The following is a 13,651-nucleotide window of genomic DNA, read 5'->3' on the forward strand; positions in this document are numbered from 1 at the left end:
CCGTGCGAATCCGTCAAACCCGCGTCATCGGTGGTCTATGGGTTCGTAAGAAAGAGCCTTGCAAGCGCGGCATAGACCACGGATGACACTGATTCGACCGATTTGCGCGGATATCCTCCTTCACCAGTGAAGCGCATCTTACATGCCGCTAGTTAGGCGAGCCGATTGACGGGTGAATCAACCATATTGTTATCCTTGTTGGAGTTGCGCAATGACACGCCAATAGATGAGACGCGACTAACTCAAAACCCGGTTTTCATCACACCCGTTCCTTGACACCCTTCCAGATCGGTACTCATAATGACGGGTCATCAACCGTCCTAGATCAGAAGAGGAGTCATCCCGCTGCCAATGTCAGAAAACGAAAGACTCTATGAGGGCCTTGATTCGTATATTCAGGCTTCCAGGAAAGAGTTTGAGTCGAAGCTCGCCCAGCTCGTCGAAGTTCCGACCGTCAGCATGGAACCCGAGCGGAAAGACGACTGCCGGCGAGGCGCCCAGCTTGCTCGCGAGTTCCTTGAATCGATCGGCGCGCGAGCCGAATTGGTCGAAACTCCGGGCAATCCAGTTGTGTTCGGCCGCATTGCGAGCGGCGCCAACGATCCAACCCTTACAATCTACAACCACATCGATGTGCAGCCCGCCGATCCAGACGAGTGGCACAAATCGCCGTTCACATTCTTCAACGAAGACGGCCGCTACGAAGGACGCGGCACAACCGACGATAAGGGCCCGGCGCTTTCGGCGATGATGGCAGCGCGCTACGCCGCTGAAAACTACATTCCTCTAAACATCAACTTCGTGTGGGAGCTTGAAGAAGAAATCGGGAGCCCGAACTTCGAGCACTTCGTCAAGAACCACGTTGGCAAACTGGCCTGCGACTCAGTTCTTGTGAGTGACACGATATGGATATCCCGAAGCCGGCCGGCGATTCCTTACGGGCTGCGAGGCGCGATGATGTTGACGATGACGCTGGAGACCGGCGCGAAGGACGTGCACTCCGGTTTGACGGGAGGGCCCGCTCGCAACCCAATCGGCGAGATATGCAAAGTCATAAGCGAGTGCTACGATGCCGATACAGGCCGGGTCAAGATCAAGGGCTTCTACGACGACGTTCTGCCCGCGACTAGGAAAGAAGTGCGAAGCTTCCTTGATTCGGGATTCACCACGGCAAAGTTCAAAGCTGCTCACGAGCTGAAGAAGCTCCGGTTCGAAGACCCGGCGCGGGTGTTGAAGGCCATTATGGCGGAACCTACATTCGAGGTTCACGGCATCACGGGCGGTTATCAGGGACCGGGGGTGAAGACCATTGTCCCCTATCGCGCTCAAGCCAAGATCAGTTGCCGGTTGGTTCCACGGCAGGACCCGAAGACGGTCTTCAAAGTCATTCGCGATTTCGTGCGACAAAAGAATCCCGATATTAAAGTAGAGTTCATCTCCGCGCTCGAGCCTTACATCGGCGAGTTCAGCGGGCCGTACGCGGATGCGGCAGCAGAAGCGACGAAGTTTGCTTTCGGCCGCCAGCCCGCCTTCACTCGCGAGGGCGGATCGATCGGCGCCGTTGTAACTATGAAGAAGTACCTGAAAGCGCCAGTCATCTTCCTGGGTCTCTCGCTGCCCGAGCACGGTTATCACGCGAAGAATGAAAACTTCGACTGGGGGATGGCGTCGGGTGGTATGAAGATGTTCGTGCGCTATCTCGATCAGATAAGCCGCTTGCCTCGTCAAAAGCAATGAGCGAACACACTGGTCAAGACCGTGCGTGGGCGCTCCTGTTTGCGCGCGGCGTTCTCGGTTTCATCTTCTTCATGGCCGGCGTGTACAAGGTCTTTGAGATGGGGCCGCTTGGTCACGCCCGGAAGTTCTTCATCGAGCCGTACTCGGACACATTCTTGCCCACGTGGTCTCTCTGGGCGGTCGGCTCGATCGTCCCGATAATCGAACTTGTAGCTGGAGCGCTGGTCATTATTGGTCTGCGAACGCGCGAGGCGCTCATCGCGCTCGGGGGCATTTTAGTTCTTGTCACGTTCGGCCATCTTTTGAAAGAACCGCTCTACCAGTTCCACACTCACGTAATTCCTCGACTCGCGTTGTTGTTGTTTGTGTTGATGCTCCCGCGCGAGGACGATCGCTTTTCGCTGGACCATCTGCTGGCGCGACGGCGTGGATCACACTCGGTTTAGCGTGCGCGCTTTATTGATGCGTAGAATTCTACTCGCAGTCCTTATTCTAGCTTTGCCTACCGCCGTGGCCGTCGGTGTTTATCTTTTCGTCAACAAGTCCATCCCGACAGATCGCGAGGCCGTTGGAAATGCCACCACGATTGCAGGCACGGGATATCCGGGCGTTGAAGACGGGCCGGTAACATCAGCGAGTTTCAACGACCCGTTCGGCGTCGCCGTGGACAGGCGCGGCAACGTGATCGTCGCCGACGGCGGACAGAGCAATCGAATTAGAAGAATCAGAGTTGACGGCAGAGTAGAGACGATCGCCGGCTCCACCGAAGGCTTCGCCGACGGTGACGCTATGCGCGCTCAGTTCAACACGCCTTCAGGTATCGCCATCGACAAGAACGGCAACCTGATCATTGCGGATACTTCGAACAACCGTGTTCGAAAGCTCTCCTCCGACGGCCGCTCCGTCAGCACGATCGCCGGGAGCGGCGTTGCGGGATTTAGAGACGGCCCGGCAACCGAAGCCGAGTTCGATGGTCCGATCGGCATCGCGACGGATAGGCACGGAAATATTTTCGTCGCCGATACCTACAACGATTGCATACGGCGGATTTCAACGGACGGCCAGGTCACCACGATTGCCGGAACGGGCGCGCCGGGCTATGGCGATGGTCAGTCGGCTTCGGCGTCGTTTGACACACCTTCGGGCATCGCCATCGATGAGCGCGGCGATATCTTTGTCGCCGACACCGGCAATCACGCCGTCCGCAAGATCACCGAGCTCGGCGAAGTGACTACAGTAGCTGGAAGGACCGCAGCCGATGACGGGCACGGAAACGAAGTCCGGTTGAATAACCCCGTCGGTATAAGCGTCACACACGATGGCTTCCTATTCATCTCGGATGAAGGCAGCGGCCGAATCATTCGCATAGCGCCAGAAGGCGCGAGGAAGAGTTATGCGGGGAGTTCGCCGGGCTACGCAGACGGCGTCGAAGGTCACGCGAGGATGAACGGTCCCACGGGGATCGCGATTGATCGGAAAGGCATTCTTCACGTGGCTGATTCGCAGAACTACCTGGTTCGACAGATTTCGCCAACGCCCGCCCCTTTGACGGCGGATCAGGAAACCGGGCTTTTCCTTCAGCCTGATGAGAACACCGCGATCAAACCGGACGCTGTGATTCCGAAACTTAGTGCGGCCGCACTCGGTCTGGGTGAGACATTTCCATGGCCTCTCAACTCGCAACAGAGCTGGCATGAAGTCGCGGGCGTAGCCGGCGAAGCTCGCGGAGCGCCGGGCGGAGTCGCGCTTGATCATCTTCACAGCGGTCTCGACATTCGCGGCAGCGCAGGCGAAGGAGCGCTTTCCGTCTATAGTGAAAAAGTCAGCTCACCCATAGCCAATTGGGACTTCGAGGGCGGGGGCGAAGGAATTCGAGTCGGCTTGTTCAGCTACATTCACGTTCGCGTCGGACGGAGGGCGAACGGCGAGATTCAAGCCCCGGAGAAGTTCAAACCTAGAACAGACAGCGCTGGAAAGCTTGCCGGTGTGCGAGTCCGTCGCGGAACACGCTTCAGAGTTGGGGATTTAATCGGTTCGTTGAATGGTTTGAATCACATGCACCTTAACCTGGGCCCGTGGAACGCTCAAGCGAACCCGCTCGAGCTTCCTTTCGTCGGATTCAAAGACACGGTCGCTCCCACCATCGAAAGGATTGAGATCGTGTCACCGGACGCACTGTCAGCAAGCGTTATCGGGAAGGAGGGGTCAGCGCCTTCAACCGGGCAGCGCGATCGCCGTCTCTTGATATCGGGCGACGTTGCGATCGTGGTCACGGCTTACGATCTGGTCGACGGCAACGCCGCTAATCGAAAGCTGGGACTCTACCGGATCGGCTATCAACTGCTGAATGCGGATGGCGCTCCAGTTAAGGGATTCGAACAGCCGCTTATGAACATCGAGTTCAATCGCCTGCCACCCGACGATTCTTCGGTCACTATGGTTTATGCTCCCGGGAGCGGAGTGAGCGCTTATGGAACGCCGACGAAGTTCAGATACATCGTCACGAATCGCGTTCGAGACGGCGAAGCCAGAAACGGATTGCTGCGGACCTCAAATCTCCCTTCCGGAGACTACGTAGTCAAGGTGATAGCCGAAGACTACGCGGGCAATCGTGCTTCGGGCAAGGTTGCTGAACTCCCGGTCACCGTGCGGAATTAGAGCCCCATGCGCTCGATAACCACTGGATAGCATGTATCGGTGGTGGGTCAGTTTGAGTTCAGAGTACAAGCTTCAGCTTGCTCTTTCGGCCGCATGAACCTGAGGCAAGCTAAAGCTTGTACGCTGAACCGCAAACTGACCATACCCATGGATCATAAATCTCGACAAATGTAACCAATGCTGATACGATTGCCGCTGTTCGACGCGGTGGCGCAGCAGCCGCCGCAACGGTTGGTTCAGGAGCGCGTCTTCTCTGTTCGGAACGGTTTGCCAGCTTCTACTGCTCGACTTTCTGCCGGATAGCCAAAACGAGTTCCTCTAACAAGGTTTCGTTAGAAACTCAGGAGAGACAATGAGAATATTCGTTGGAAACCTGTCGTATCAAACGACAGAAGATCAGCTGAACGATCTGTTTTCAGAGGCGGGTGCGGTTGAGTCGGCTACTATTGTGACTGACCGAGACACCGGCCGTTCGCGCGGCTTTGCCTTCATCGAAATGGACGAGAACGCTGCGGCGGCGGCTATCGAAAAGTTCAACGGCGTTGAACTGAACGGCCGAATAATCAACGTGAATCAAGCCCGGCCTCGGCCCGAACGCAACTTCGGAGGCGGCGGAGGCGGCGGCTACGGCGGAGGGCGCGGTCAGCGCCGCGAACCGCGCTGGTAGCCGGCTCCAAAAACAAAAGGTAAAGAAAAGACCGGGCTTGTCCCGGTCTTTTCTTTACACCCTTAGCTTGCCGATCTCGTATGAGCAACCTCGATCTTGAACTCCGAATCCTCGACATGAGTCCTAGTGCCTTGTAACAACCATTTCGCTAGCGATCAAATGGTTACGAAATCTGTTTGTAGCCCTATCACTACCCTCTCAGTTCCGAGCAGGATCTTTAGCTACGATCCTGACGGGTCTCTCTGGCTTTCACCCTCCCACCTCTCGAGGCGCATTTTCTCACTTGACAAAGAAGCCGCCAGGCGGTACTTTACTCAACTAAAGTACCGGAATATGAGAAAAGTGGCGAAACAAGACATCGAGTCCTTATACAAGGCGATACTGGACTTGAGAAATCTCGGCGAGGCGGACAGATTTTTCCGCGATCTTCTGACTGCCACTGAGACTGAAGGGCTCGCCGAGCGCTGGAAGGCGGCCCGATTGCTCGCCGAGGGAGTCCCGTACACCCAGATCATCGAGCAGACCGGCCTCAGCTCTACAACCGTCGCGCGGGTCGCTCGCTGGGTTAAGGCCGGCGCCGGTGGCTATCAGACGGCGCTTAAACGGGCGGTTCGCCGCTAGTCCCTTTTTTGCTCGAGGCACTTTATTGAACTAAAGTATGACAACTGAAACTTACAGATTGAAGCTGGCCCTTCAGAAGAACGGCCGCATCACCGACGAGTCGATTGCCCTGTTGAGGGCATCAGGTTTGGACTTCGAGTTCACCGTGCGTTCGCTGTTTTCTCCATGCACTAATTTCCCGCTCGACGTTCTTTCGCTCAGGGATGACGACATACCGGAATACGTTCAGGACGGCGTGAGCGACCTGGGTATCGTGGGCGCCAACGTGGTCGAAGAAAAAGGAGCGAAGGTGAGAGTCGTCGAAAGGCTGGGATTCGGCAAGTGCCGGCTCGCCATCTGCGTCCCAAAGAACGGCAGCCTTAACGACCTCGATTCCCTCAAAGGCAAACGAATAGCAACGTCCTATCCTAAGACGCTCGGACGCTTTCTTTCCTCCAGGGATATCGAGGCGAACATCATAGAAATCAGCGGCTCGGTAGAGATCACGCCGGCCCTGAATGTCGCCGATGCTACTTGTGACATCCTGTCCACCGGGAGCACGGCGCGGGTAAACGGGCTCGAGCCTATGCTCAATATCATGGAGTCGGAAGCCGTCCTGATCGCTAACGAGCGAGTGCTCGCGTCGGTGAGCGCGAACAATGAGATCGACCGGCTGTTGACCCGCATCCGAAGCAGCCTGCGCGCTCGCGGCAAGAAATACGTAATGATGAACGCCCCTCTCTCCTCCGTCGAGAAGTTGAAACAACTCGTCCCCGGAATGAAGAGCCCAACCGTCGTGCCGCTCGCCAACCGCGAGATGGTAGCCATACAAAGCGTCGTCGGAGAAGAAGTTCTCTGGGAAGTGATTGAACAACTGAAACGGGCCGGGGCCTCGGACATAGTTGTCACGTCCATAGAAAAGATTATCCCCTAGAGCTTATGCGCAAATTTATTCTTGAAGAACTGACCGACACCGAACTCATCTCGCTTACGCAGCGGACACCGGATGACTTCCACGAAGTCATTGCCACCGTCCGTGAAGTCATCGATAACGTACGGGCAAACGGAGACCAGGCTCTGGCCGCATACTCGAGAGAATTCGACCAGGCGCAGGTCGTCGATATTCGAGTCTCAGAGCAAGAAATTCGCGACGCCGTAGACTCGGTCCCGGATGAAGTTAGACGAGCCCTCCAGCAGGCTGCGGACAATATCGAGAAGTTCCACAAGCTTCAACTTCCAAACGCCGTCGAGACCGAAACGGTCCCTGGTGCTTATTGCCGGCTCGAATGGCGGCCGATACATCGAGTTGGTTTGTATGTACCGGGCGGCACCGCGCCGCTCGCCTCCACGGTGTTGATGCTCGCGATTCCCGCCCGAATTGCGGGCTGTGCGGATGTTGTGTTGTGCACTCCTCCTTTGAAGTCGGAGGCGGCAGCTCCGGAGATTCTTTGCGCGGCGGCGATGTGCGGAATCAAGAGAGTCTTCAAGGTTGGCGGAGCGCAAGCGATTGCCGCAATGGGGCTGGGCACGGAGACTGTTCCAAAAGTAGACAAGCTATTTGGGCCTGGCAATCGCTTCGTTGCAGCGGCCAAGTCGCTGCTCTCACAGCCGCCGCACAATATCGCCGTCGATATGCTTGCCGGACCAAGCGAGCTCCTGGTCATCGCGGATGAGACGGCTAATCCTGGCTGGGTCGCCGCGGACCTGCTCTCCCAGGCCGAGCACGGCGCCGACTCTCGAGTCATTCTAGTCACCACCTCGGTAACCGTCGCCGAAGAGGTCCAACGCCAACTATCTCGCCAACTTCACGGGCTTGAGCGCCGCTCGATTTTGGAACGAGCTCTCGAGAGCAGCCTGGTGATTCTCACGTCGAGCCTTACCAGGGCGGTGGAGTTCGCGAACCTATACGCGCCCGAGCACTTGATGCTTGCCGTCCGGGACGCTGAGCGGCTTGCGTGCAAAATAACAAACGCAGGGTCGGTATTCATCGGCTCGGCAAGTTCGGTAGTCTTCGGTGACTACGCGTCCGGGACCAACCATACCCTTCCGACTGCAGGGACAGCGGTAGCGACGGGCAGCCTTTGTGTCAGCAGTTTTATGAAGCCAATCGCATTTCAGACGATCACGCAACCGGGGCTCGCGACTCTAACGCCAATCGTAGCGACCCTGGCGCGCGCCGAAGGTCTCGAAGCTCACGCCAGAGCCGCCACAATTCGGGGGGAAGCCTCGTGATGGAAGCATTGATTCGTCCACACCTCAGAAACTTCCGCCCGTATGTTTCCGCCAGGAGCGAGGCGGTGGAAGCGAAAGTCTTTCTTGACGCAAACGAGTTGAGTTTGGAGTGCCCGGTTTTGTTTGACGGTCTGGCGCTGAATCGCTATCCCGATCCAAATCAATTGCAGTTGAGAGCAAAACTAGCCGCGCTGTCGGGCGTTTCGTCCGACTCGATCTTCGTCGGCGTCGGGTCGGATGAGATTATCGATCTGCTTTTTCGCCTCTTTTGCGAGCCATCGATCGATAGCGCGATCGTCCTCGAGCCGACCTATGGCGTCTATCGCGTTGCCGCGGAGTTGAACTGCGTTGAAGGGTTCGGCGTGGAGCTCGACGACGATTTTCAAATCGATGTAGAGAAGACGCTTCGCGCGGTTCGTCGCGGCACAAAGCTTATTTTTTGTTGTTCACCGAATAACCCCACCGGCAATCTTTTGCGGCGCCAGGATATTCTCGCTCTCGCCCGATCTTTCAACGGCATCGTGGTAGCCGACGAAGCATACGTTGAATTCTCCGGCCAGGCATCGCTTGCTCAGGATGTTGCACCGGCGGCCAATCTCGTAGTTCTTCGCACGCTTTCCAAGGCGTGGGGGCTCGCCGGCATCCGGCTCGGTTACTGTGTTGCTAATCCAGCGCTCGTCGAGTACCTGCTTCGGATCAAGTCGCCGTACAACATCAGCGCCATCGCGTCAGCATTGGCGTTAAAGACTCTCGAAATGAACGCGTCTGTCCAACAGACGGCGCGCGAGCTTGTAGCCGAGCGTGAACGGCTTGGTCTCGCATTACAGGAGCTTTCTATCGTGCGCCACGTTTATCCAAGCAGCGCAAATTTCCTGCTGGCACGATTCATAGACTCAGGACGCGCGTTCTCCCATCTCCTGGTTTGCGGCATCGTCGTTCGCCGCAGAAGCGAGCCGCGCCTCCAGGATTGCTTGAGAATAACGGTGGGCACGGCTGAAGAGAATCAGCTCGTGTTGAATGCTCTTTCGGAACTTGAAGGATGAAAAAGGTAGTCTTCGTAGACAGGGACGGAACGATTATCCGTGAGCCGCGCGATAAGCAGATTGATTCGCTCGAGAAGCTCGAGTTTGTTCCGGGCATCATCAGCGGGTTGAAGATGCTTGTAGACGCAGGCTACTCGCTCGTCCTTGTGAGTAATCAAGACGCTCTCGGCACCGCGCGCTACCCCCGAAAGAACTTTGACCTGGTTCAAGGAAAACTACTGCGATTGCTGAGCGGCGAAGGAATCGTGTTCGAGAAGATTCTCGTCTGCCCGCACGATCGGCAGGACAACTGCAAGTGTCGCAAACCGAAATTGGGCCTTCTGAAAAACTACCTGAAGACCAATAGCCTGGATCTCAGCCATTCATTTGTTCTCGGCGACCGGGAGACCGACATCGAGTTCGCGGCCAATCTCGGGGTCCGGTCGGTGCGGTTATCAAACGCAAAGAGATCGGCGGCCAGCTTCGTTGCTCGAGACGCTCTGGCGGCGTGCCAATACATCGCTCGCGCATCGCGGTCTCTGTCGATCGAGCGCGTGACCAAAGAGACTCAAATCCGCGTATCGGTGACTCTCGACGGAATGGGAAATCACGAGATCGGCACCGGCATTCATTTCTTCGATCATATGCTGGCGCAGCTCGCCAGGCATTCGGGAATCGATATCCAGTTGACGGCCGTGGGCGACATAGAGGTGGACGCGCACCATACGGTCGAAGATACAGCCATCACTCTCGGCGAGGCGCTGCGAAGAGCACTGGGAGACAAGCGAGGCATCGAGCGATTTGGATTCACCGCTCCACTCGACGAAGCGCTCGCCGAAGTCGCACTCGATCTGAGCGGCCGGAGTTTTTTGTCTTTCAAATGCGAGTTTAAGCGTGAAACCGTAGGCGACCTTCCAACCGAGTTGGTCGAGGACTTCTTCAAGGCTTTCGCCGATAGTCTGGGCGCGTCGATCCACATAAAATGTAGTGGACGAAACGATCATCACAAGATCGAAGCGATCTTCAAAGCAACTGCCCGCGCTCTAAAGCAAGCCGTCAGCATCGACTCGCGGGCGCGGGCGACTCTCCCCTCGACCAAGGGCAGACTATGATCGGAGTCATCGATTACGAAGCGGGTAACCTGGCATCGGTGACCAATGCATTGCGGTCCGTCGAAGCGAGCGTCGTCGTCTCATCCGATGCGAGGCAGCTCGGCAGATGCAGCGGGATTATCTTGCCGGGAGTAGGAGCGGCGCCCTTGGCAATGGACTCACTCAACCGGCACAACCTTGCCGGCTTTATTCGGACCCTCGAGGTTCCGTTCTTGGGAATCTGCCTCGGCATGCAGGTGCTCTACGACCAGTCAAGGGAAGGCAACACGAAATGCTTGGGGATCGTGCCGGGAACGGTGGAACAGTTCGACGCTCGCGCGGCGAGAGTGCCGCACATGGGATGGAACGAGGTGGTGCTCACGTCAGAAGAAGCACCGGCACAGTTGCTCGACAGGAAGGCGCACTTTTATTTCGCTCATTCCTACTATTCGCCGATTGGTCCGGCGACCAGCGCGATAACAGAATGCGGGGTCAGCTTTTCGGCCGCGATCAGAAGAGATAATTATTACGGCGTGCAATTTCATCCGGAGAAATCGGGGCCTGCCGGCCTGCAGGTATTAAGGAACTTCTGCAGCTTATGCGAATCATTCCGGCAATAGACATAATCAATGGAGAGTGCGTCAGGCTGACGGAAGGCGACTTCGCAACCAAGCGGGCTTACGGTGATCCGGTGTCCGCGGCCCGGCGTTTTGCCGCGGCGGGCGCAAGCCGGCTGCACGTGGTAGACCTTGAAGGCGCAAAAGAAGGACGGGTCGTCAACTGGAAGTCGCTATCCGCCATCCTGGCGCTCGACAGCATTGAGGTTCAGGCCGGCGGCGGAGTCAGAACGGCAGAGGATGCCTCGCGGCTCCTGGGCCTGGGCGCGAAGAGAATAGTAGTCGGGAGCATTGCGATCAGATCCCCGCACCTGTTCGAGGAGTGGATCAAACAATTCGGTCCCGAAAGTTTCTGCGTTGCAGTTGACGTCAAGCACGGCGTGCTGGTCTCCCAAGCTTGGCTCGTCCAAGAGCCGGTTCCTCTTGCCGAGGTGGTAAACCGCGTGAAAGATCTCGGCGTTCAGACGCTCCTCTGCACTGACGTAATGCGAGACGGCAAGCTCGCCGGCCCAAACGTCGATTTGTATAGGCAACTAGTCGGCGAATTCCCCTCGCTTCGATGGATAGCTTCGGGCGGCGTGCGCTCCAGGGATGATTTGATGGAACTCCAAAAGACAAAGGTTTACGGCGTTGTGCTGGGCAAGGCTCTGCATGACGGCACGCTAGACGCCAGCGATCTTGCGGAGTTCTTATGTTGACCAAACGCGTGATTCCCTGCCTGGACATTCGCGCCGGCCGGGTGGTGAAAGGCCGGCGCTTTGAAAACCTGATCGATGTGGGTGATCCGGCTTCGCTTGCCGCGCGCTACTCTGCCGAAGGCGCGGATGAGCTCGTCATACTGGACATATCGGCTTCATTGCAGGAACGAAGACCTTTTTTTGACATCGTGCGAACCGTAGCGCGCGAGGTAGCGATTCCTCTCACGGTCGGGGGAGGCATTCGCACCATCGACGATATAACCGAGCTGCTGCGCGCCGGCGCCGACAAAGTCACGCTCAATACCGTTCTGGTTGAAGATCCCGGCTTGCTGTCAATGGCCGCCGAGAGGGTTGGCTCGCAAGCTTTGGTCGCTTCAATCGACGCGACGCGAATTCACGGGGGCTGGAGCGTTCGTGTTAAGAGCGCCACCCAGGAAACGCGCCTTGATGCAGTCGAGTGGGGACGGCGACTGGTCAGCTACGGAGCAGGCGAGCTTTTGATTACCTCGATCGACAGGGATGGAATGAAGTCAGGCTATGATTGCGACTTGCTGCGGGCTCTTCACGAATCAGTCCGTGTTCCAATAGTAGCGTCAGGCGGAGCAGGCACGCGGGAGCATATTCTGGAAGCGCTCGAACGTGGTAAGGCAGATGCCGTGCTGGCCGCAAGCATCTTTCACTTTGAGGAGATCCCGATTGGCGATCTCAAACTTTTCTTGAAGTCGCGGGGCATAGCGGTGCGAGCATGAAAAAGGAAGTAGATTTCGAAAAGATGAATGGCCTTGTAAGCGTTGTCCCGGCGATTATCCAGGACGACTTTGACGGCGCCGTTTTGATGCTCGGTTTCATGAATGCCGAAGCGCTTGAGCGAACACTGGAACAGGGGCTGGTGACATTTTGGAGCCGGACCAAACAACGGCTCTGGCAAAAGGGCGAGACCTCCGGAAATCACCTCGAGGTCGTCTCCGTGGACCTGGATTGTGACAGGGATACGTTGTTGATCAGGGCACGGCCTCGCGGACCGGTCTGTCACACAGGGAGCAGGAGTTGTTTCCCTGCGCGACAAGATGAGGAGGCCGGCAGAATTCTCAACCAACTCGCTCGGATAATCGCCGACCGTAAAGAGAAAGCACCGGCGGGATCATACACAGCGGAATTGTTCAGCGCCGGGCTTCAGAAGATCGGCCAGAAGTTGGGTGAAGAAGCCGTTGAGCTTGCTATCGCCGCGCAATATCCCGACGTTCAACGCTGCGTCGAAGAAGCGGCCGACCTCGTCTATCATTTGATGGTCTTGTTAGCCGCCAAAGACATAACGCTCCAGCAAGTGGAAGCCGAGTTGGCAAAGCGAATGATCGAGAGGGATGTTACGTCATCGCGGGAACCTGACTGAGCCTATCCTGGAGGGATGACCTGTTTATAGCCAAACCGTCCCGCCACCCCAACGTTTGACATGAGCGGCGGCCGACGGGAGTAGCGGTTCGCCGTCCGCTCGATGGAAGGGTTAGATACCTCTTGGTGGAAACGCTCAACCATGGCTCGCTTCTTCGAGCACCTCGGTGGCCCATTGATTCAGGCTCTTGCCTGCCGCCTTAGCTGCGACCAATGCCGCACCGTGTACCTCAGGAGGCACTCTTAGCATGAGCTTGCCGGACGCAGGTTTCTCGGGGCGAACACCTTGCTCCTTGCAATCGCGCAAGAACTCTTCGATGGCGGTTTCGAACTCGGAACGCAACTCGGCCACTGTTTCGCCGTGAAAGCTAATCATGGTGTGCAGCCCAAGAACGCGACCTACAAAGATGTTGTCGCGCTCGTCGAACTCGATTCTTGCGGTGTATCCCTTGTGACTCATGGTGTTCATGGCTTGACTCCGATACGTTCCAGCAACTCGCGAGCCTCTTCGACCTGATAGCGCTTGGCGTGCTTGCCCGGATGAGGACGATGACAGTGCCACTGTTCACCCTGCAACGTGATCTTGATGCGCGAACCTTCACGCTCTGTGATCGAGCCGCCCAGAGCAACGACCAACGCTTCGATGGCAGAGAAAACAACCGACGGCGACGTTGGCCGGGCGAAGATGGCCTGAAGCGTCTTTCGGTGTTTGGCGTTCACAACGGCAGATGCTAGCGCTTATTGCTATCAGTTGCAAGCGCGAAGTGATAGCGCCTTAAGATCGCGAAGAGGGCGTCTAACGAGTAAGCTGGTGTGGCCGAAGCCGCCGACCTGGCTGGCTACCACAAGAGATGTGCGGCGAGGCTCGCGTCCAGCGTCGTGTTGTTACAGCACGTGTTGCCGGAGCGGTTCGTGAAGGTGAGGTACTACGGATTGCTGA

The 13,651-nt window shown here is 57.0% G+C and carries 15 protein-coding genes; 13 read left to right on the forward strand and 2 right to left on the reverse strand.

Going from position 1 to position 13,651, the window contains the following annotated elements; translation table 11 throughout:
• The first annotated feature begins 351 nt into the window (after positions 1-351).
• The 13 genes from AABO57_26335 to hisIE all read left to right on the forward strand — a co-directional run bounded on the left by AABO57_26335 (position 352) and on the right by hisIE (position 12,712).
• Positions 352-1,737 (forward strand): M20/M25/M40 family metallo-hydrolase, encoded by a 1,386-nt coding sequence (locus AABO57_26335; protein ID MEK6289246.1) that lies wholly within the window; start codon positions 352-354, stop codon positions 1,735-1,737.
• Positions 1,734-2,183 (forward strand): DoxX family protein, encoded by a 450-nt coding sequence (locus AABO57_26340; GenBank protein ID MEK6289247.1) that lies wholly within the window; start codon positions 1,734-1,736, stop codon positions 2,181-2,183. The genes AABO57_26335 and AABO57_26340 overlap by 4 nt, the downstream gene beginning before the upstream one ends.
• 16 nt (positions 2,184-2,199) lie before the next feature.
• The gene (locus AABO57_26345; GenBank protein ID MEK6289248.1) at positions 2,200-4,395 is read left to right on the forward strand and encodes an NHL repeat-containing protein; all 2,196 of its coding nucleotides are present in this window, start codon (positions 2,200-2,202) and stop codon (positions 4,393-4,395) included.
• Between the two features lie 352 nt (positions 4,396-4,747).
• Complete coding sequence (locus AABO57_26350; protein MEK6289249.1) at positions 4,748-5,062, forward strand: RNA-binding protein; 315 nt, start codon at positions 4,748-4,750, stop codon at positions 5,060-5,062.
• Between the two features lie 342 nt (positions 5,063-5,404).
• Positions 5,405-5,683, forward strand: coding sequence for a YerC/YecD family TrpR-related protein (locus tag AABO57_26355; protein MEK6289250.1), 279 nt, complete (start codon positions 5,405-5,407; stop codon positions 5,681-5,683).
• Between the two features lie 37 nt (positions 5,684-5,720).
• Positions 5,721-6,596 (forward strand): ATP phosphoribosyltransferase, encoded by an 876-nt coding sequence (hisG, locus tag AABO57_26360; protein MEK6289251.1) that lies wholly within the window; start codon positions 5,721-5,723, stop codon positions 6,594-6,596.
• A 5-nt stretch (positions 6,597-6,601) separates the two neighbouring features.
• Positions 6,602-7,894 (forward strand): histidinol dehydrogenase, encoded by a 1,293-nt coding sequence (gene hisD, locus AABO57_26365; protein MEK6289252.1) that lies wholly within the window; start codon positions 6,602-6,604, stop codon positions 7,892-7,894.
• Positions 7,894-8,937, forward strand: a complete 1,044-nt coding sequence (gene hisC, locus AABO57_26370; GenBank protein MEK6289253.1) for a histidinol-phosphate transaminase — start codon at positions 7,894-7,896, stop codon at positions 8,935-8,937. Before hisD ends, hisC begins: the two co-directional genes overlap by 1 nt.
• Positions 8,934-10,028, forward strand: coding sequence for a bifunctional histidinol-phosphatase/imidazoleglycerol-phosphate dehydratase HisB (hisB, locus tag AABO57_26375; GenBank protein ID MEK6289254.1), 1,095 nt, complete (start codon positions 8,934-8,936; stop codon positions 10,026-10,028). The genes hisC and hisB overlap by 4 nt, the downstream gene beginning before the upstream one ends.
• Positions 10,025-10,627 (forward strand): imidazole glycerol phosphate synthase subunit HisH, encoded by a 603-nt coding sequence (hisH, locus tag AABO57_26380; protein ID MEK6289255.1) that lies wholly within the window; start codon positions 10,025-10,027, stop codon positions 10,625-10,627. The genes hisB and hisH overlap by 4 nt, the downstream gene beginning before the upstream one ends.
• Positions 10,606-11,322 carry a 1-(5-phosphoribosyl)-5-[(5-phosphoribosylamino)methylideneamino]imidazole-4-carboxamide isomerase gene (gene hisA, locus AABO57_26385; GenBank protein MEK6289256.1) on the forward strand — a complete coding sequence of 239 codons (717 nt, stop codon included), beginning with the start codon at positions 10,606-10,608 and terminating at the stop codon, positions 11,320-11,322. Before hisH ends, hisA begins: the two co-directional genes overlap by 22 nt.
• On the forward strand, positions 11,316-12,071 hold the full coding sequence (gene hisF, locus AABO57_26390; GenBank protein MEK6289257.1) for an imidazole glycerol phosphate synthase subunit HisF: 756 nt from the start codon (positions 11,316-11,318) through the stop codon (positions 12,069-12,071). The genes hisA and hisF overlap by 7 nt, the downstream gene beginning before the upstream one ends.
• Positions 12,068-12,712, forward strand: a complete 645-nt coding sequence (hisIE, locus tag AABO57_26395; GenBank protein ID MEK6289258.1) for a bifunctional phosphoribosyl-AMP cyclohydrolase/phosphoribosyl-ATP diphosphatase HisIE — start codon at positions 12,068-12,070, stop codon at positions 12,710-12,712. Before hisF ends, hisIE begins: the two co-directional genes overlap by 4 nt.
• Before the next feature lie 135 nt (positions 12,713-12,847).
• Here hisIE and AABO57_26400 read toward each other — a convergent pair whose 3' ends face one another.
• On the reverse strand, positions 12,848-13,180 hold the full coding sequence (locus AABO57_26400; protein ID MEK6289259.1) for a type II toxin-antitoxin system HicB family antitoxin: 333 nt from the start codon (positions 13,178-13,180) through the stop codon (positions 12,848-12,850).
• Positions 13,177-13,431: a type II toxin-antitoxin system HicA family toxin gene (locus tag AABO57_26405; protein ID MEK6289260.1), complete on the reverse strand. Its 255-nt coding sequence runs from the start codon at positions 13,429-13,431 to the stop codon at positions 13,177-13,179. The genes AABO57_26400 and AABO57_26405 overlap by 4 nt, the downstream gene beginning before the upstream one ends.
• Between the last annotated feature and the right edge of the window lie 220 nt (positions 13,432-13,651).

This window comes from Acidobacteriota bacterium, from assembly GCA_038040445.1.
Lineage (GTDB): Bacteria > Acidobacteriota > Blastocatellia > UBA7656 > UBA7656 > Onstottus_A > Onstottus_A frigus.

Coding starts and splice junctions, on each gene's coding strand:
- AABO57_26335 (MEK6289246.1), top strand. CDS start 352: ATGTCAGAAAACGAAAGACTCTATGAGGGCCTTGATTCGTATATTCAG.
- AABO57_26340 (MEK6289247.1), top strand. CDS start 1,734: ATGAGCGAACACACTGGTCAAGACCGTGCGTGGGCGCTCCTGTTTGCG.
- AABO57_26345 (MEK6289248.1), top strand. CDS start 2,200: ATGCGTAGAATTCTACTCGCAGTCCTTATTCTAGCTTTGCCTACCGCC.
- AABO57_26350 (MEK6289249.1), top strand. CDS start 4,748: ATGAGAATATTCGTTGGAAACCTGTCGTATCAAACGACAGAAGATCAG.
- hisG (MEK6289251.1), top strand. CDS start 5,721: ATGACAACTGAAACTTACAGATTGAAGCTGGCCCTTCAGAAGAACGGC.
- hisD (MEK6289252.1), top strand. CDS start 6,602: ATGCGCAAATTTATTCTTGAAGAACTGACCGACACCGAACTCATCTCG.
- hisC (MEK6289253.1), top strand. CDS start 7,894: ATGGAAGCATTGATTCGTCCACACCTCAGAAACTTCCGCCCGTATGTT.
- hisB (MEK6289254.1), top strand. CDS start 8,934: ATGAAAAAGGTAGTCTTCGTAGACAGGGACGGAACGATTATCCGTGAG.
- hisH (MEK6289255.1), top strand. CDS start 10,025: ATGATCGGAGTCATCGATTACGAAGCGGGTAACCTGGCATCGGTGACC.
- hisA (MEK6289256.1), top strand. CDS start 10,606: ATGCGAATCATTCCGGCAATAGACATAATCAATGGAGAGTGCGTCAGG.
- hisF (MEK6289257.1), top strand. CDS start 11,316: ATGTTGACCAAACGCGTGATTCCCTGCCTGGACATTCGCGCCGGCCGG.
- hisIE (MEK6289258.1), top strand. CDS start 12,068: ATGAAAAAGGAAGTAGATTTCGAAAAGATGAATGGCCTTGTAAGCGTT.
- AABO57_26400 (MEK6289259.1), bottom strand. CDS start 13,180: ATGAACACCATGAGTCACAAGGGATACACCGCAAGAATCGAGTTCGAC.